16 protein-coding genes are annotated in these 19,216 nt (G+C 50.2%); 12 read left to right on the top strand and 4 right to left on the bottom strand.

Translation table 11 applies throughout. The annotated features are described in order from the left end of the window. From OCV37_RS03885 to OCV37_RS03865, 5 genes are all read left to right on the top strand, one after another. Positions 1–648 (top strand): 3-keto-L-gulonate-6-phosphate decarboxylase UlaD, encoded by a 648-nt coding sequence (locus OCV37_RS03885; RefSeq protein WP_038182402.1) that lies wholly within the window; start codon positions 1–3, stop codon positions 646–648. Between the two features lie 4 nt (positions 649–652). Further along, complete coding sequence (locus OCV37_RS03880; RefSeq protein ID WP_038182405.1) at positions 653–1,552, top strand: L-ribulose-5-phosphate 3-epimerase; 900 nt, start codon at positions 653–655, stop codon at positions 1,550–1,552. A 197-nt stretch (positions 1,553–1,749) separates the two neighbouring features. Continuing rightward, positions 1,750–2,175 (top strand): hypothetical protein, encoded by a 426-nt coding sequence (locus OCV37_RS03875; RefSeq protein WP_038182816.1) that lies wholly within the window; start codon positions 1,750–1,752, stop codon positions 2,173–2,175. Between the two features lie 113 nt (positions 2,176–2,288). Next, complete coding sequence (gene dgt, locus OCV37_RS03870) at positions 2,289–3,815, top strand: dGTPase (protein ID WP_038182410.1); 1,527 nt, start codon at positions 2,289–2,291, stop codon at positions 3,813–3,815. A gap of 488 nt (positions 3,816–4,303) precedes the next feature. Next, on the top strand, positions 4,304–5,860 hold the full coding sequence (locus OCV37_RS03865; protein ID WP_038182412.1) for an alanine/glycine:cation symporter family protein: 1,557 nt from the start codon (positions 4,304–4,306) through the stop codon (positions 5,858–5,860). A gap of 118 nt (positions 5,861–5,978) precedes the next feature. On the opposite strand, the gene OCV37_RS03860 is transcribed toward OCV37_RS03865, so the two are convergent. Continuing rightward, on the bottom strand, positions 5,979–7,058 hold the full coding sequence (locus tag OCV37_RS03860) for an ATP-binding protein (RefSeq protein ID WP_038182415.1): 1,080 nt from the start codon (positions 7,056–7,058) through the stop codon (positions 5,979–5,981). Continuing rightward, complete coding sequence (locus tag OCV37_RS03855) at positions 7,055–7,819, bottom strand: response regulator (protein ID WP_245609130.1); 765 nt, start codon at positions 7,817–7,819, stop codon at positions 7,055–7,057. The genes OCV37_RS03860 and OCV37_RS03855 overlap by 4 nt, the downstream gene beginning before the upstream one ends. A 109-nt stretch (positions 7,820–7,928) precedes the next feature. Here OCV37_RS03855 and OCV37_RS03850 point away from each other — a divergent pair, with 109 nt between their 5' ends. From OCV37_RS03850 to OCV37_RS03820, 7 genes are all read left to right on the top strand, one after another. Further along, positions 7,929–9,143 carry an efflux RND transporter periplasmic adaptor subunit gene (locus OCV37_RS03850; RefSeq protein WP_245609131.1) on the top strand — a complete coding sequence of 405 codons (1,215 nt, stop codon included), beginning with the start codon at positions 7,929–7,931 and terminating at the stop codon, positions 9,141–9,143. Between the two features lie 68 nt (positions 9,144–9,211). Beyond that, positions 9,212–12,358, top strand: coding sequence for an efflux RND transporter permease subunit (locus OCV37_RS03845; RefSeq protein ID WP_038182421.1), 3,147 nt, complete (start codon positions 9,212–9,214; stop codon positions 12,356–12,358). 4 nt (positions 12,359–12,362) lie between these two features. Then, positions 12,363–13,772, top strand: coding sequence for an efflux transporter outer membrane subunit (locus OCV37_RS03840; RefSeq protein WP_038182822.1), 1,410 nt, complete (start codon positions 12,363–12,365; stop codon positions 13,770–13,772). Between the two features lie 206 nt (positions 13,773–13,978). Next, the gene (locus OCV37_RS03835; RefSeq protein WP_038182424.1) at positions 13,979–14,533 is read left to right on the top strand and encodes a GNAT family N-acetyltransferase; all 555 of its coding nucleotides are present in this window, start codon (positions 13,979–13,981) and stop codon (positions 14,531–14,533) included. Between the two features lie 157 nt (positions 14,534–14,690). Further along, a complete protein-coding gene (gene soxR, locus OCV37_RS03830; RefSeq protein WP_038182427.1) occupies positions 14,691–15,140 on the top strand; it encodes a redox-sensitive transcriptional activator SoxR in 450 nt (149 codons plus the stop codon). A 261-nt stretch (positions 15,141–15,401) separates the two neighbouring features. Continuing rightward, positions 15,402–16,841, top strand: a complete 1,440-nt coding sequence (locus OCV37_RS03825; RefSeq protein WP_038182430.1) for a methyl-accepting chemotaxis protein — start codon at positions 15,402–15,404, stop codon at positions 16,839–16,841. A 334-nt stretch (positions 16,842–17,175) separates the two neighbouring features. Beyond that, complete coding sequence (locus tag OCV37_RS03820; RefSeq protein ID WP_038182433.1) at positions 17,176–17,931, top strand: helix-turn-helix domain-containing protein; 756 nt, start codon at positions 17,176–17,178, stop codon at positions 17,929–17,931. A 74-nt stretch (positions 17,932–18,005) separates the two neighbouring features. Here OCV37_RS03820 and OCV37_RS03815 read toward each other — a convergent pair whose 3' ends face one another. Then, on the bottom strand, positions 18,006–18,656 hold the full coding sequence (locus tag OCV37_RS03815) for a LysE family translocator (RefSeq protein WP_038182435.1): 651 nt from the start codon (positions 18,654–18,656) through the stop codon (positions 18,006–18,008). A 177-nt stretch (positions 18,657–18,833) separates the two neighbouring features. Further along, positions 18,834–19,040: a hypothetical protein gene (locus OCV37_RS03810; protein ID WP_157635014.1), complete on the bottom strand. Its 207-nt coding sequence runs from the start codon at positions 19,038–19,040 to the stop codon at positions 18,834–18,836. Positions 19,041–19,216 lie beyond the last annotated feature (176 nt).

Here is a 19,216-nt window from a genome sequence, read left to right as displayed (position 1 = left end):
ATGACCCTACCCATGATTCAAATTGCTTTAGACCAGACCGACCTGACCTCAGCCATCGAAGTGGCACGCCGTGTCGAAAGTTTTGTCGATGTGATTGAGGTCGGCACAATTCTGGCTTTTGCCGAAGGCATGCATGCCGTCAGAACGCTGCGTCGCAATCATCCGGAGCACCTGCTGGTCTGCGATATGAAAACCACCGATGGCGGTGCGATTCTGGCCCGGATGGCTTTTGAGGCCGGGGCAAACTGGATCACGGTTTCCGCTGCGGCTCACATCGCCACCATCGATGCCTGTAAACAAGTCGCCGACGAATTCAACGGTGAAATTCAGATCGAACTTTATGGCAACTGGACAATGGCTGACGCCAAATCATGGGTTGATCTGGGGATTACTCAGGCTATTTATCACCGCTCGCGTGATGCAGAGCTGGCCGGTGTCAGCTGGACACCGGACGATCTGGAGAAGATGCGTCAGTTATCCGATTTAGGACTGGAACTCTCCATTACCGGTGGCATCGTCCCGGATGATCTCTATCTGTTTGAAGGAATCAAAGCAAAGGCATTTATTGCCGGCCGGGCGCTGGCCGGAGCGCAAGGCCGCGAAACAGCAGCCGCGCTGAAAGGACAGATAGAACGTTTCTGGGGGTAAGCGGATGTACCAACATGTACAACGTCACCGGACCGGCCTGTATGAGAAAGCCCTGCCAGCCAACATGACATGGGAAGAGAAACTCACGACGACGCGCGCACTGGGATTCGATTTTCTTGAAATTTCGATTGATGAATCGGATGAACGGCGTAGCCGGCTCGACTGGGATAACGATACCATTTATGGCTTGCGTCATTGGTGTGAGCAACTTCAGGTACCGCTGCATTCGATGTGCCTGAGTGCCCACCGAAAGTTCCCATTCGGTTCGCTGGATCCGGCGGTTCGTCAACAAGCGGATCTGCATCTGGAAAAAGCCATTACACTGGCTTACAAGTTGGGTATCCGGGTGATTCAGCTCGCGGGATATGATGTTTATTACGAGCCGACCAGCGCACAAACTCATGCCAATTTTGTGGCAGGGATGAAGCGTGCAGCCAAACTGGCCGAACGTGCCGGAGTGATGCTGGCGGTAGAAATTATGGATACGCCGTATCTCAATGCGCTGAGTAAATTTGAAGTGCTGAATCGCGCGGTGCACTCCCCCTATTTCACCGCTTATCCGGACGTCGGGAATATCAGTGGCTGGAATTATGACGTCTGCACGGAACTGGCGCTGAGCTTACCGCACATCACGCAGATTCACCTCAAAGATACCCATCCGGTCAAACCGGGGTATCCGGGGCAGTTCCGCGATCTGGTGATCGGGGAAGGCGACGTTGATTTTTCGGCGGTTTTCAGCACCCTCAAACAGCTCGACTGCGTGGTGCCGTTGGTGCTCGAAATGTGGGCCCGGGATGACCACTGGCAAGATAATATTCATACGGCCCAGCAACGTCTCAATCAAGCCTGCATGGTGGCAAACCTGCCACCGCTCTTTCCACAAGCGGCAGTTGCCGTTCATTAACCGCCTAAAATTCGGACAGGCACATCGGTGTCTGTCCCTGTTCTCTGTCGCTGCATAAAACCGGTTCATTTCTGACTCGGCCGGACTCCGCTTCAAAACACACCGGACAAAAAGTTTAACCGGAAAAATTGACATCTTACCTTGGTTATCGCAAGGTGAATGCTTGTGCATATAACACAGATCTCACCCGCAATTTGATGAAACGACTCCACCTACAACTCTTCTGGTATGAGAAGCATCACACCCTGCTTGACATGGAAGACTTACCGCCCCTGTCACCGACTCAGGCACAGGAACTCAAACACTGGCTCAAACAACGCCGCAAACTGCTGACTTATGAGGTGCACCACCAGCCGTGGGTCAAAGTGAATGTGGAGGGAGCGTCTTCCAGTCTGTGTCTGTTGCCGAACGGCACATTGACCGAGCAGGATTTATTCAGTGACAAAACCCAGCGCGGGCTGTGGAAGGTGGTGGATGGTTTCCTATTTATGAAAGTGATCAGTGGTGAATTTATTATTGAGTATCAGGTCGTCGGTTGTGCGGAACAGAATATTCATTGTGGCATCGAGTATATTAACGGACAACTCAGCACCTACAGTAAATTTATTCAAACCCGGTCATAAACAGCACATGCGGACACAGATCAGTCACGATAATCATAAGAATCAGTTTTCATTCGTTAAAAAATTGTTTTAAATAGCAAATACCCGTGTGACACAGATGGAAGGCGTCAGTTATGTCGATCGATTTCAGAGCCAGATTCAGATTCAACCGCCCTTATGACCAAAGTAACGGCAAAGAAGAAAGTATCATTCCATATAACCACAATGGGAAAATCCCGTCGTTATCCTGCTTTGAAAGTGATCGCGGCCGGATCATCAATTCCGCCGCAATTCGGCGCTTGCAACAAAAAACGCAGGTTTTTCCGCTGGAACGCAACTCCTCGGTCCGGAGTCGCCTGACCCACTCGATGGAAGTGCAGCAAGTCGGGCGTCATATCGTGCAGCAAATTTATAAAATGCTGGGGCCGGATGCAGAACGCTACGGGCTTGAATCGCTGGAACGCCACTTTGAATCGATCGTGGAAATGGCGTGCCTGATGCATGATGTCGGCAACCCACCTTTTGGTCACTTCGGTGAGCAGGCGATCAATGACTGGTTCCATCACTATATTCCGTTGAAAGCAGCAACGATTCCGCTTCCTGAGCCATTGCAGAAAGATCTCACCGAATTTGAAGGCAATGCGCAAGCGGTTCGGTTGGTGCATTCGATTCTCAGCCTCAATCTGACTTACACACAAATCTCGGCAATCCTTAAATATACCCGGCGTGGCGATGAACTGAGCCCGAAGACATTGCAAGCCCAAGGCCATCAATTTGCTGCCGGTGAGCTGCAATATCTGAAAAAGAAGGTCGGCTACTATCTCAGTGAAGAGGTTTTCATCGATAAACTGTACCGCTCTCTTTCTCTGGAAAAAGGCAATCGCGCGCCATTCTCTTATATTATGGAAGCGGCCGATGATATTTCATATGGCGTTGCAGATATTGAGGATGCGGTCGAGAAAGGCATTATAGATATCGAACAGACCAGTGCCGCACTGAAAGCCGAATATCAGCGACTGTGGCAAGCCGACTATCCGCATGCAGATCCGAATACGATGGATAGCATTGTTGAGACGGCACTCGCGAGTGCCAATCGTGCCAATAACTGCGCAGTAAGCCACTTTTTTATTACCTTACGGGTCGAAATCAGCAAACGCCTGCCGAAACATGCTGCCGAGCAGTTTATCCACAATATCGAGGCCATATACCACGGCAATCTCGACCGTGCGCTGATTGAAGATGACAGCACCGAACATGTGCTGGTCGAGACGCTGAAAAACGTCGCCAAAAAACATGCTTTCTGTGATAAAGAAGTGGAAGCCCGGGAGCTGCAAGGCTATCAGATCATCACTGGCTTGCTCGAATTCTATCAACCGTTATTAGAACTGAGCAGAGAACAGTTTGAAGCGATCGTGGGCGGTGAGAACAAGCCTCTTCTCCCTGCGCGCTTATATAAAAAATTACCGAACAAACACTTGCGAGCCTACGAAAATGCGCTGAAAGCAATTCAGCGGGGGAATTACCCGGGAGGGTATTCACTGGATGAGAACAGTTGGGAGTATTACTTTCGGGTCCGACTGATTCAGGATTACATCAGTGGTATGACCGATCAGTTCGCTTTTGATGAGTTCCGGGCGTTGAGTGTGATTGACAGTCTGTAATTTACGAACATCTTATCCGTCACCAAACATCGCAGAACAGGTCATCGATATCCGACCTGTTCTGTAGCATGTTTAACCAATAGATAGTACAACCAGCAACATAAACGCTGGCATCTGCATGGCAACCATAATATGTCGAATATTTAACCATTATTGTCGGGGTTATGCCTTTATACCGTCAGGGTGCAGCATAAAATATCATCCAGATTCATTCACATGTCACATCTTGCTTAAAAAAATCACAGAACACTCTCTATTTATCATTCTAAAAATAAATAACCAATCAGTGTTAAAAACCATTCATTTACCAAAAACCCAATACATAAACCTTATTATTTGGCACATATCAATATTTAACATCATTTCAAGAATAGATAGCATTAGAAAGTTACATATATTAACATTTAATTTACATTGAGATGAAAATATTGCAAACACAACAACGCCTCAATGACACACAACAACACTCAAATACAGGAAAAATAACCATGCAGTCACTTGTTGATTTTTTGAATGATATCATCTGGAGCCCGGCACTGATTTATCTCTGCCTTGGCGCCGGACTGTTCTATTCGCTCCTGACACGCTTTGTTCAGGTCCGTCACTTTGCTGAAATGTGCCGCTTACTCTTCTCAGCGAAAACATCAACCAAAGGGATTTCGTCATTTCAGGCTTTGGCAGTCTCACTTTCTGGGCGTGTCGGAACAGGGAATATTGCCGGTGTCGCAGCCGCAATCGGTTTTGGCGGCCCTGGCGCAGTCTTTTGGATGTGGGTGGTCGCGTTTCTCGGTGCTGCGACCGCTTATGCCGAGTCAACTCTGGCTCAGATCTATAAAGAAGAAGAGAATGGCGAGTTTCGTGGCGGTCCCGCTTATTTCATCGAAAAAGCGATGGGTCAGAAATGGTATGCGATAATTTTTGCGGTGGCCACCATTATTGCGTGTGGCGTGCTGTTACCGGGCGTGCAGTCAAACAGTATCGGGAATGCGATTGAATCGGCATTCGGCAGCGGCGAGATGGTTGAAACCGCCATCGGGACATTCAGTATGGCGAAAATCCTGACCGGGACGATCATTTCGATTCTGATGGCGTTCATTATTTTCGGTGGTGTCAAACGTATTGCCAGTTTCACTCAGATTGTCGTTCCTTTTATGGCACTGGCATACATCATGACCGCTTTCGTGATTATCCTGCTGAATATCAGTCAGGTACCACAGGTCTTCAGCCTGATTGTCGGGGATGCATTCACGCCAATGGCAGGTGTCGGTGCCGCGATCGGCTGGGGGGTTAAACGCGGCGTTTACTCCAATGAAGCGGGTCAGGGGACCGGACCTCACGCAGCGGCAGCGGCGCACGTTCAACACCCGGCTCAGCAAGGATTAGTTCAGTCTTTCTCTATTTATATTGATACACTGCTGGTCTGTTCTGCAACGGCGTTTATGATTCTGATCACCGGTGCTTACAATGTACACGGCGCAGCAGAAGGCACATTCCTCGTGCAACATCTGGCAGCCGATGTCGCAGCCAACAGCCCGGCATTTACTCAGATTGCGATTGAGAAAGCGATGCCGGGCGTCGGTAAAACCTTCGTCGCGATTGCGCTGTTCTTCTTTGCATTCACCACGATTCTGGCCTACTACTATATTGCCGAAACCAACGTCGCCTATCTCTGCCGTCGCTTCGGCTCTGAGGCATTAACCTTCCTGCTCAAAATTGTATTGCTCAGTGCAACGTTCTACGGCTCGGTGAAAGCCGCTAACCTTGCATGGGCAATGGGGGATATCGGTGTCGGTCTGATGGCGTGGCTCAATATCATCGGGATTCTGATTATTTTCTTCCTCAATAAACCGGCCATGTCTGCCCTGAGCGATTATGAAGAACAGCAAAAACAAGGGGTTGAACAATATACCTTCAATCCGGTGAAGCTGGGGATCAAAGGCGCGGATTACTGGGAGCGTCGCTATGAGCGTCAAACCGGTCAGAAACCGACCGCAACCTCTGACAGTGAAGTCCTGCCACTCACCGGTGAGCGAACCGAGTCATAATCGGTCAGTATCTGCCATTCATTGACAGTGATAGCGAATCTTGGCATCAAATCATTGTCTGCAAAAGGGAGCGTTGAAAGCTCCCTTTCTTTTGATTGCAGATCATTGATGCTGGATTTTATTGATGCGCTTCGGGTGATACCGCCACGCGGGCGGGCCAGCATAACTCAATAGTGGTGCCGCCGGCGTCATTGATATAGCAGCGCACATCGCCCTGATGGGCATGGGCAATCGCAGCCACCACGGCTAAACCTAAGCCACTCCCCCGCTGAGATGTATCTTTGGCGCGGTGAAAAGCGGTAAATACATTGGGTAATAATTCCGGGGCAATCCCCGGGCCTTGATCGGCAACGCTCAGAAAGTAAACCCCGTCTTGTTCTCTTGAGCCAATGGTGACTGTCCCCGCGACGGCATACTTGCTGGTATTCTCAAGTATCGCCAGCAACGCTTGCCGGATCCGCACCGAATCACACCACACCAGCTCAGCGTGTAACGCCAGCCGGACCGACTGCCCTGCGGCCTGCAACATACTCTCTGTCATCTCCGTCACCGACTTGATCTCTGCCGAGAGATGTACCGCTTCGGGACTGATATGCAGCTCGCCGCTATTCATTAAACTCACCACCCGTAAATCTTCAATCAGGTGCGACAAGCCTTCAACCTGTACCAACAGTTTGTCGAACTGCGCTTTATCGGCGGTAAACACCCCTTCGGCCAGTCCCTGTAACCGCCCTCTGAGGATGGTCACCGGAGTTCGTAATTCATGGGCAATCGCTGCATTCCAAAAGTTTTGCGCCTCAGACATCTGGTGTAATTTTTCTGCGAGCCGATTGAAATCTTCTGCCAGTCGTGCGGCCTCGCCCAACGAATGATCCTCCACCGAAACCCGTACATCCAGCTCCCCTTTGGCAAGGGTGCGGATCCCTTCGGCAACCGAATTCAGCGGCTCGAGAATACGTCTGGAGAGTTTGACGGCCACATGTACCGCCAACAAAATCACAAACACAAAGGTACACAGAATCCAGATCCACTCCGGGAAGGAGGGGGTGATATCAGTCTCACTGGGGATATCATTCGGCCAATACTTCTCCCACAGGTAATAAAACACAAATGAACCGAGGATCACGAGTAATGCCGAACCCATCGCGATTTTCATCATCGAGAAGGCTATCTGGCGACTCAAGCCGACCAGTTTCATGACTCGCTCCGAAAACGATATCCGACACCACGTACCCCGACGGGAATCCCGTCAACCCCAAACCCTTCGAGTTTTTTACGCAATTTACTGATGTGGCTGTCAATCGTGCGTTCCAGTGTATCGCCCTCCGGCAGGCACGCGGTTAATAACTCGCCCCGGCTAAACACGCGCTTCGGCGAGCGAATAAAATGAGCCAGTAATTTAAATTCGGTCAGGGTTAAAGAGAGTAAATGACGCTGCCCGTCTTGAATGATTGCAATTTCGTGGCTGTCGACATCCACTTCGAACGGTTCGACCCGCAACAAGCGCTGCGCCTTGGGATGACGGCTGTCCATCGTCCGCCGCAACACCGCCTGAACTCTTGCCACCACTTCGGCCGGATTAAACGGTTTAATCACATAATCATCGGCACCGATTCTCAGCGCCACCAGCTTATCGACATCTTGATCCATCGCGGTCAGCATAATCACTGGTGTATTACTGTGCTGACGCAGTTCAGCCAACACTTGCCAGCCATCCATTTTCGGCATCTGAATATCAAGCAGCACCAGATCCGGTTTCATCGAGGCATGCAGTGTGAGGGCCTTTAATCCGTCAGTGGCGTGTACAGTACGCATCCCGCTTTGTGCTAAATAAGCGGCCAGTATATCGGCAATTTCTGGCTCATCTTCTGCGATCAGAATCAATGCCTGATGATTGGCCTCAGCACTTTGCGTAGCATCAGCACTGAATTTCGGCGCGCCAACACGAAAATCATTCATCTCCATCAAATCTCCATATTCATTCAGCGGAACCTCCACACACGGGCGGTAAACTGCAATCTCTCTCTACAGCGGTTAGCGCTTTTATCATGGCAAAAAGGATACATCAGTGAAAAAGATAAATATATGTGCCCGTGGTCGCTTACATATATTGGCGGTTCTCTTTTTAGTGGGTTGTCAGCCATCGGATACCGTCCGGCAAGAATCTTCCCGCCCCGTCGGTGCATCGGCGGATGCCTCAGAAGAAACGGATACCAGCCAAGCCGAACCTTTCGTGTCAACTCTGGCGGTACAGCCGACGCCCTTAGATGTGTTTGAAGACTTGCCCGCCAGAGTAACCGCGTTCCGTGTCGCAGAAATCCGCCCTCAGATCAGTGCGATGGTTCAGCACCGCCTTTTTCAGCAAGGGACAGAAGTCAAAGCGGGTGATAGCTTATATCAGCTTGATCCGGCTCCTTTTCAGGCCGATGTTGCAACAGCGCGGGCGACATTGCAAAAAGCGCAGGTAACGTTAAAACGAGCCCGGGATAAAGCCGCCTATTTAAAACCGTTGGCTGAAGCGGATGCGATCAGCCAGCAAGAATATGATGATGCCGTGTTACAGCGTGCTCAGGCCCGGGCAGACGTCGCCCAAGCCGAAGCCATGCTCTTCCGTCGTGAATTGGATTTAAATTATACCCGGGTCACCGCCCCGATCTCAGGCCGCATCGATCAAACTCTGGTGACCGAGGGGGCGTTGGTCAGTCGTGCCGATACGGCACCGATGACACGCATCCAACAGATTGATCAAGTGTTTGTTGATATTCGCCGTCCGGCTTCTTCTCTGGCATCAAGCCGCGAGGCTCTGGCAACGACGACAGCGTCATCGGCCCTGACAGAACAGTCCGATGCCCGAGGCCGGATCGAGATACTACGGGCCAACGGACAACCTTACCCGCTGCAAGGCCAGCTGCTCTTTTCAGGAATCAATATTGATACCGGCACCGGCGATGTTTTATTGCGGGTGTTGGTGGATAACAAGCAGCGTCTGTTGCTGCCGGGGATGTTTGTCAAAGCCCGGGTGCTCCATTCGCACTTTGCCCGCGCTCTGACAATTCCGCAGCAAGCGGTCGTCCATATCGGCGGGTTGCCACATCTCTGGCTCATCGACAGTGAGCAGCATGCGGTGTTAAAAGCGGTGCAACTCGGGGCCTTGGTCAAGGGGCAATACCATGTCACCGCGGGCCTGCAAGCCGGTGATGCCGTGGTGGTTGCAGGAAAAGAAAGACTGCGGGACGGCATCACCGTTCATCAGCGGCCGTGGCAAGCATCACTGCCCCGTTAAACGTTCACAATCAACGTATGCACCGTCAACACATCCACAATCCATGATTTAGGTGAGAGTGTCCTTTTATGGCTCAGTTTTTCATACAACGCCCGATATTTGCCTGGGTGATTGCACTATTCATTATCTTATTCGGCTGTCTGGCAATTCCTGAATTGCCGATTGCCCGTTACCCGTCCGTTGCGCCGCCGACCGTGAGTATTACGGCGACCTATCCGGGGGCTACGCCCAAAGCAATGAATGATGGTGTGCTCAGCCTGATCGAGCGGGAGTTATCCAGCGTTAAAAACCTGATGTATTTCGAATCCTCGGCAGATACTTCCGGGTCAGCCTCGATTACGGCAACGTTTAAACCCGGTACGGATCCCAACATCGCACAGGTGGATATTCAGAACCAGCTCAAGATGATTGAGTCGCGTCTGCCGCAAGCGGTGCGCCAGAATGGCTTAAGTGTCGAATCGGCTACCTCGAACTTTCTGATGATTGTCGGCCTGAAATCCGACGATAACCGCTTTGATGAAATCGCCCTCAACGACTATCTGGCCCGTCACCTTGTTGAAGAGCTGCGTCGTATTGATGGCGTCGGGCGGGTGCAATCGTTTGGTGCCGAGAAAGCGATGCGGATCTGGGTTGAGCCGGACAAACTGAACGCGCTGGGGTTGACCATGACGGATATCAGTCAGGCCGTGACCCAGCAAAATAGTCAAATCGCCCCTGGTAGTGTCGGTGCAGCACCGACGATCGCGGGGCAACGCGTCACCGTGCCATTGACGGTCCAAAGCCAGCTCACCACGCCGGAGCAATTTGCCAATATCATTCTGCGCACCCATCAGAACGGTGCCACAGTGGTGTTAGGCGATGTGGCCCGGGTAGAAATCGGCTCACAAGCCTACGGGTTCTTAAACCGGGAAAATGGTAAAAACGCCACCGCAGCCGCAATCCTGCTGAGACCGGGTGCCAATGCCATCCGCACCGCAGAAGCGGTTGAGAAACGCTTGGCGGAATTAAGACACAGCCTGCCGAAAGGCATGAGTGATTCGATCCCGTTCAACACCGCACCGTTTGTCAAAGTCTCGATCGATAAAGTGATTCAGACATTAATTGAGGCGATGATTTTGGTCTTTTGCGTGATGTTCTTATTTTTGCAGAATATCCGCTATACCTTCATCCCGGCGATTGTCGCCCCGATTGCCTTACTGGGTACGTTCACCATCATGCTGATCACCGGCTTTTCCATCAATGTGCTGACTATGTTTGGCATGGTGTTAGCCATCGGGATCATTGTCGATGATGCCATTGTGGTGGTGGAAAATGTCGAGCGGCTGATGGCTGAAAAAGGTCTATCGCCCAAAGCGGCAACCGCTGTCGCGATGAAAGAGATCACCGGTGCAATTATCGGTATCACACTGGTTCTCACCGCAGTCTTTATTCCGATGGGGCTGGCCGGGGATTCGGTGGGGGTGATTTACCGACAATTTACCCTTTCGATGGCGGTCTCGATTCTGTTTTCTGCATTTTTAGCCCTGACCCTGACTCCCGCATTGTGTGCCACGCTGCTCAAACCTGTCAGCGCGGCACACGAGAAACGCAGATTCTTTCAGGGATTCAACCGCGGCTTTGAGCACCTCAATAAGCGTTATGCAGTGCATGTGCGCGGCTGTATCCAGCGTAAGGGCCGGATGATGGTGCTCTTTGTGCTGCTGACCGCGATGCTGGTGATCTTTTTTCGCCAGTTACCGACCTCGTTTCTGCCTGAAGAAGATCAGGGCTATTTCATGACCAATATTCAGCTCCCTGCCGATGCCACGGCTGAGCGGACCTTGGCAATCGTCAAGCGCTTTGAAGACTATATTCTCTCCCGGCCCGCGGTAAAATCCACCATGACGGTGATCGGGTTTGGTTTTTCCGGCTCGGGCACCAACACGGCCCAAACCTTTACCACGCTGCAAGATTGGGAAACCCGCAGCGACACCTCTACCCGGCAGGAATTGGCATTGGCTCAACAAGCGATGGCCGATGTGCCGGAAGGCAGTGTGACGCATATGTTACCCCCGGCCATTGAAGAACTTGGTACCAGTTCGGGGATCAGTTTTTTCTTACAAGATCGCGGGGGGCATGGTGAACAGACGCTCCGGCAAGCCGAAGCAAAAATGCTCGCGCTTGCGCAAAAAAGTCACCTGCTGGCTGAGTTTTACTCAGACGGGCTGCCGACCGGTACCAGTATTCATTTAGAGATTGATCGCCAGAAGGCCGCCACCCTCGGCGTTGCCTACCCGACCATCAGTGACACACTGTCGACCGCACTGGGATCGCTGTATATCAACGATTTCCCCAATGCCGGACGGATGCAACAGGTCATCATGCAAGCGGATGCTTCAGCCCGGATGCAGATTGATGATGTCTTGCATCTTTATGTCCGCAATCAAAACGGTGGCATGGTCGCCTTGTCCGAATTTATTACCCCGAGCTGGCGTGAAACCTCACCACAGTTTCTGCGCTTTCAGGGCTATCCGGCATTACGCATTTCTGGCAGAGCCGCCGCCGGTGTTTCCAGTGGTCAAGCAATGGACGAAGTCGAACGTCTCGCCACACAGCTTCCCTCCGGGTTTACCATTGCGTGGACAGGCGAATCTTTACAAGAACGTCAATCGGCTTCTCAGGCACCATTGTTAATGGCGCTCTCCATGCTGGTGGTCTTTTTAGTGCTGGCAGCCCTCTATGAAAGCTGGTCGATTCCGCTGTCGGTCATTTTGGTGGTGCCGCTGGGACTGCTCGGTGCGGTGTTAGCCGTGATCTTGCGGGATCTGCCCAATGATGTGTTTTTTAAAGTGGGCCTGATTACCGTGATTGGTCTGTCGGCAAAGAATGCCATTCTGATTGTCGAGTTCGCCAAACAACTACGCGAGCAAGGCCACGGATTAATGGAATCAGCCACACAAGCCGCACAATTACGCTTACGACCGATCTTGATGACCTCGCTGGCCTTCGGCCTCGGTGTCGTGCCGTTGATGCTGGCCAGCGGTGCCAGCCAGGAGACTCAACATGCCATCGGAACAGGGGTATTTGGCGGTATGGTCAGCGCAACGATCCTTGCCATCTACTTTGTACCGACATTCTTCGTCTGGGTGATCGGTCTGCAAGAACGGCTCACGCGCTGGCGTCAATCGAATCCCTCATCTGTTGATCAGACTAATGCTGATCAGACTAAAGGTTAATCCCATGCGTTTATTGATTGTTTGTCTGACGGGTTTGCTTTCTGCCTGTTCTCTGACTCCCGAAATGACCCGACCGGTACCGCCGATACCGGCAACTTATCCGCCCCATGACCATGCGCAGGGGCTCTCGTCAGCGCGCCTTGGCTGGCGAACCATGTTCCGTGATGAACGCTTACAAACGCTCATCGAACTGGCGTTTGTCAACAACCGCGATTTACGGCTGGCGATCCTCAATGTTGAAGCCGTGAAGGCGCAATATGGCATTCAACGCTCAGCACAACTGCCACATCTGGATGTGACGATGAGTCGCAGCCGGCAACGGAGTGGCACAGGCAGTGACAATGACAGCAAAGCAGCCGAGATCCAGCAACAGCATCGCCTCAGTCTCGGGCTGAGTGCGTTTGAGATTGATTTGTTCGGCCGCATGAGATCGATGTCAGATGCCGCTTTTGCCCGCTACCTCGCCAGTGACTATGGCCGTCAGGCGGCTCAAATTACATTGATCAGCGCGGTTGCCGATGCCTACTTTGCCGAGCGTCTGGCCGACGAACAACTCACACTGGCAAAACAGACTCTCACCGACTGGCAACAATCGCTTGAACTGATCCAAATGCTCCGCCGGGGCCAGCAAAACAGTGCGCTGGATGTCGCCCAAGCCGAAGCACAGCTTGCCAGTGCCCAAGCCAGCCAAGCGGCCAAAACCCGGGCATTGGACCAAGCGAGAAATTCGCTGCGCCTGTTGGTGGGGCAAAGCTTACCGGACGACCTCCCCGTCCCGCATAAATTAGCAGAACAAGGCGTACTCACCCGGCTACCGGCGGGGTTACCTTCCGATTTATTGCTGCACCGACCGGATATTTTGCAAGCGGAGCAAATCCTCATCGCGGCCAACGAAGACATCGGCGCAGCACGGGCCGCGTATTTTCCGCGTCTCTCACTGACCAGCTCAGTTGGCTATGCCAGTTCGGATATCCGCAATCTGGTCGGCTCAGCCCACTCGATGTGGTCGTTGATGCCGCAAATTGAGTTGCCGATCTTTCAAGGCGGAAGACTGGATGCAGCTTTACAGCTGGCAAAAGTTCAGCGCGCCAGTGCCATCGCACAGTACGAAAAAACCATTCAGCTCGCATTTAAACAGGTCGCGGACGGGTTATCCGGCAGTGAAACGTATCAGCAGCAGGCGGCTGCACAAATGCGGGTGGTGGTCGCAACAGCGCGCAAAGCACAACTGTCGAAACGCCGTTATCAGGCGGGCGTCGAAAGGCGCTTGGTCTGGTTAGAAGCCCAGCGACAGCTCTATGATGCCAAACAGACATGGCTTGAACTCAGGCAGCAACAATTAAAAAATGCCGTATTTTTGTATCAGGCCCTCGGGGGCGGACTGGTCGCTTCATCGGCAGCGCTTGCGCCATGATCGCCAGAGCCGATGACCGCAAAATCAATGATGCAATAAATACAACGTTCTGCGGCGCAACTGTGTCATGATAGGGACAAGCGCGCCGTTTGTCCGAACGGTTCATGATTTCACGCGATCGTTGGTGTGACCAAACCGTTCGTTCCATCAGTACAAGGTTATTTCTATTTCGACAAAGTTCTTTCTATCCTGACAAGGTTATCGCAATGCAACCCAAGAAACACATCACATTAATGCCCGTTCACCCCGATGCTCTGCCCGCGTTCAGAGATCAGTTAAAATCGGCATTCAGCGATGCGGCGGCCAAAGAATTTGGCCCGCACCATGGTAAACCGATCCCTACAACAGAAGATATCTGGTCATCATTTCAGGTCGCGAATACCGCGATCTATCATCTTCTGTATCAGGGTGAACCAGTCGGTGGCGCGGTGTTGTTACTGAACGAGGACACACAGCATCATTCGCTGGAGTGGTTTTTTATTGACTTGGCCTATCATAACCAAGGGCTGGGGCTGGCTGCATGGCAGGCCATTGAAGCAGCCTACCCTGCAACTCAGGTTTGGCACACGGCAACCCCCTACTTTGAAAAAAGGAACGTCAGCTTCTACCTCAATAAATGCGGCTTCCACATTACTGCATTTCACAATCGCTATTATCCGGATACGCACTTCCCTGCCGATCTCAGCGATTACAGCCCGACGGATTTATATGAGTATGAATACTTGCTCTTTGAGAAAGCCATGACGCCGCAAGCGGACTAACCGCAGATAGCGCCGCTTGCCATGCATGATCATCTCAGAGAAACCGATGCGTTGGCATCAAACGGCATTCCCGGGCTGGTGACAGAGAACAAGGCTTGAGCAATGCGCGGTTGATGTTTATCATGCGACCTAAACTTAAGTTGAGGTCAACAGACAAGTGCAAAAGAAGATTATTCCTGAGTGGATCTCCGTGGGTGTGCTGAGTGAAAGAACCGGCGTGGCGGTGTCTGCGTTACATTTCTATGAGAAAAAAGGCTTAATCAAGAGTCAGAGAAATGCCGCCAATCACAGACAGTATCCCAAACACGTAATTCGGATTGTCTCCCTGATCCAAGTGGCACAGCGAACCGGTTTCACTTTGGAGGATATTTTATCTGAGCTTGAAGGGCTGCCGAACCGGACCCGGGTCACTCTGGAAGACTGGGAAGCATTGGGGACCCGCTGGCAAAAAGAGCTTGATAAAAAAATCACCCAACTCACCGAATTAAGAGACATGATGACCGACTGTATCGGCTGCGGCTGTCTTTCGCTTGAACGATGTAAACTGCTCAACCCCGGTGATAAATTAGGCGAGAAAGGCGCAGGCCCACACCTGATGAGTCAATAAAACATTGCAACATTTTGATCCAAAATACCGCATATAGATGATGCCCCTGAGTAGCAGAAATCATAATCAATTCTATAGTTATGTAATATTGAAGGCATTTGAGAATAGATGATGAAAATTAGTGCGAAACTCTACCTAAGTATTAGTGTACTGATCTCTCTGGTCGTCGTGAATTATTGGATCAGTTATGCGGGCATCAGCAAATGAATCAATGCGATTGAGTTTGTCACCGGACCGGCGTGGTCAACCGCAGATGGCGCGATGGAAGGGACAATCGGCTTACAGGGACAGTTGATCCAGTTACAACGTTTTGCATCCGGTGAAGTTTCCAAAGATAAAACTTTAGAGGCCTTAAGCGAGCACACTGCTTTAACCACTGAATCTTTCCAGCGACTCAAAGAGGCCGGACTGATTGAGCCGGATAAAACCAAACAGTTAGATGTTTACCTGAGTGAGTTTGAAACCCGTAAAAACGCATTACTCAACGCCAATGATAATGCTCAGTCTGATGCTTTAGTGACATTACTGACTCAGTTTGATGCGATGCAAGAATTTATCGGGCAACTGGAGGAGTCCGGGGATGAAAAAGTTGAGAAAACAGCCATCGCGCTCGAAAGCACCATCGCCAGTATCAAAACCTACTCTCTTGCCGTTTTAATCGCTGCGATTTTAATTGCAATCGCAGTGGTGACAACCGTTAAAACATTAGTGCTTAAGCCACTCCATTTCATGATCACGCGTATTGCTTCACTGGGGAGTTCAAACGGCAACCTAAATATGAAGCTCGATGTGAAGAGTAACGATGAGATTGGACAACTAGCCGGTCATATCAATCACTTTATCGATGTGGTTTTCAAGATCGTCAATCAGGTTGGTGACACGATGCAAAATACCACCCGGCTCGCTGATTCAATCGGTGATAACCTGCAACAAATCGATGAGCGGGCACGCAGACAGAATCATGATACCAATGAGGTTGCTGCATCCATCCAAGACATGAGCCTGTCACTGAATGAAGTCGCCGAGTCAGCCAGTCAGACACTGCTCAGCGCAACGCAGGTACAGGAGCGCTCGGCAACCGGCCAGAAAACACTGGAAAGTACCGTGAAGTCTCTCGATGAAGTGGTCAGCTCGATGACTCAGGCTGCCGGAGTGATCAGTACACTCGAAGAAGACGGACAAAACATTGGCTCGGTACTGGAGGTGATTCGCAGTATTGCAGAGCAGACCAATTTGCTAGCGCTCAATGCAGCGATTGAAGCAGCCCGGGCCGGAGAATCAGGACGTGGCTTTGCGGTGGTTGCCGATGAAGTGCGTAATCTGGCAAACCGGACACACACGTCAACCGTTGAGATTCAAACCGTGGTCGAGCGGATTCAAAAAGGCTCGAGCAGCGCTGCCAATGCGATGCGCGATTCACAGGCACTCACTGATAAGGTGTCATCAGAGGCACAAAGTGCCATGATTCTGTTTGATGAAATTATCTCTGAAATCAATAACTTTAGTCAGTCTAACCAAGAAATTTCAGCGAAAACCCATGAACAAAGTCAATCTTCGCTCAGTTTGAATCAGCGCATCGAAAATATTGCCAGTAACGCCAGTGAAAATGCAGATTTAACCCGTGCCAGCGTCGCGATCAAAGAGCAATTGTTAGCACAAGTTGATGCATTAAAGCTGCAAATTAAACGGTTTGGTGTGTAAAGCGATACCTGCAAATCCCGGACGGCGGACTTCATCTATGTGTCTGTCCGGGGAATGCGCCACTCAAAGACGTTCCGTTTCTCCGATGACTTCCTCCTCAATGCATCAAAACGGGCAGTTATCACTTATCTCCCATATTTCCCTTTCACAAAAACGTCCGTTGTGGTTATGCTCTGTAAAACAGCGTACTTATAAAACACGGTATCGATAAAAAATTGCATTTAGCATGATGCGATATAAATTTGCTCTCCAATTCGCAGCGCAATCAACGTATTGGGAATGCATCAATATCGGTGATACAGATAGCGGAGCTCAACAGCAGTCAGGAATCATAATGAGCCAGTCCACGTTCAAAAACATCTTTACTTTCAAAAATATAGAAACCGCAAAGCTTGTCACTCTCGATGTCAGTTTGAAAATATTGAAGTCTTCCGGACGAGAGATATTTCTACAAGATGCAGCCGTGTTCGTGCTTCTTCACCACTTTTTCACTCACGAAGCCGCGGTGCTCAGTTATCATGATATCGGCTGTATTGTCAGAGAACAGAAGTCAACATTTCACATGGAAGATTGCCCCGACAATATCATCGCCAATAAATATGTTTTTAAAGTCCGGTCAATTTTAAAAAATCTGATGATCGATGATTTTATTGTGACCGTTCGGGGACTGGGATATAAAGTTTCCGGCAAATGGCTGCCACTGTTAGCAGATAAAGAGGATGGGCAAAATAAACATGCCTTTTTAAAGGAAATCATAGCCATTATTGAAGACAGCATTGCGTATAGCGAGTCCGTCAATATCACGCAGGATAAGAGCGGATTATCTTTCATCAAACCGGATCAAGAGACGGCCTTGAACCATTTTCGGCGCATCAATGATTGCTATCATCACTTCTTAAGCCACTATTCAGCCCCGGGCAATAGTATCGAACTGTTTGAATTAAGAGAAAAAATCACTAAGGTGCTGCTTTATACTATCTACTGGCGTGTCGGTGATAACCTGAGTGACGAAAAATTCAGATCAGACTATAAAAATGAACTTCACCTGCTGCTCCGCCAGATAAAACAAGCCCTAGCCTTCCTTGAGTGAAACACCAAGGGCACAGAATAATTGCGTTCGTAGTGATCGACTCAAATTGCGGTATACGAAATCCATCCATTTATCTAAATCAAAGCGTACGTGATTATCATATAAATCCCCATCGCAGCCATGAGTATCGCCAAGAATCGGTCAATCAAATAGACTTTACGGTCAAACTTTACTCTGACGCTCGGGATGGTCACAATGAAAATAAATGTCAGATACCATGTCATTTGTACGGCAATGATCGAGATAATGACCAATAAGAGTTTTTCTGTCTCCAGTGTCGGAGAAATAATAATAGAAAATAAAGAGATGAAATATATCGCGGCCTTCGGGTTGAAAATATTAACGATCAAGCCGCTCCAAAAAGCGGATTTGGCTTTAGTCTTCTTTTCCGCTTGAACCGGTGCCTCAGCCTGAGTCGGCTCTTGCGTTGGCTTGGCAAACGACCCTTTGATGGATTTATATGCCAAGAACACCAGATAACTTCCCCCAAAAATACCAATCCCTCGGGTCATATAATCCGAATGCCCGAATACTGTGGTTAAACCGGCAACGGAATAGCTAATATGAACCAATAAACCGACACAAACCCCCATTCCGCAAACCATACCGGCTTTTCGCCCCTGACGGAGTGTTTGTTGCGAAACCACCACAAAGTCAGGCCCCGGAGAAATGGAGGCCATTAAATGAATGGTCAAAATAGACAATAATGCGGTCGTGAAATCCATGACTTCCCTCAATGAATGAAATCGCTCACTTGGATGCGAGCTTTTTTACGTTTGCTTCGTGTCACGTGGCACCCTGTTCAGTGCCATTCAATGATGCCGAGAGCATATTCGGGCTGATGATGTGCCGGTGTCAGATAGCGTTGAGACATGCGATTCCCTAGCTTCGTATCATTGTTGTCATGGCTTACATGCTAAGTCGCTTTTAGAGGTGAATAAAATATGAATAAATCCAGAATAAGCAGATAAATTCGGGATATTTGCCGCAACCGGAATGATGATCCAGCCGCCTAGAATAGAGGCGATGACGAGATTGCCATCATTCGGATGATGACGAAATTCACTCTCCCTTACCGATACTGAACCGATATTTTGAGAATAGAGCACAAGCTTGGCTCTCCCCCCTACATTTCCAGATACTGCAATCGATGCTGTTTCAATTCTGCATACAACTGAGCCTGAACGTAATTGAGCCGATATTGGCTTCTGTTCAGGCTCAGTTTGAGTTTCGCCAAAGGTGGTAAACCGTTCGTGGTAAACCGTTCAATTGGGTTATGCTCTGC

It is taken from the genome of Vibrio rhizosphaerae (assembly GCF_024347095.1).
GTDB classification, from domain to species: domain Bacteria; phylum Pseudomonadota; class Gammaproteobacteria; order Enterobacterales; family Vibrionaceae; genus Vibrio; species Vibrio rhizosphaerae.
This window is presented reverse-complemented; position numbering and strand designations above follow the sequence as displayed.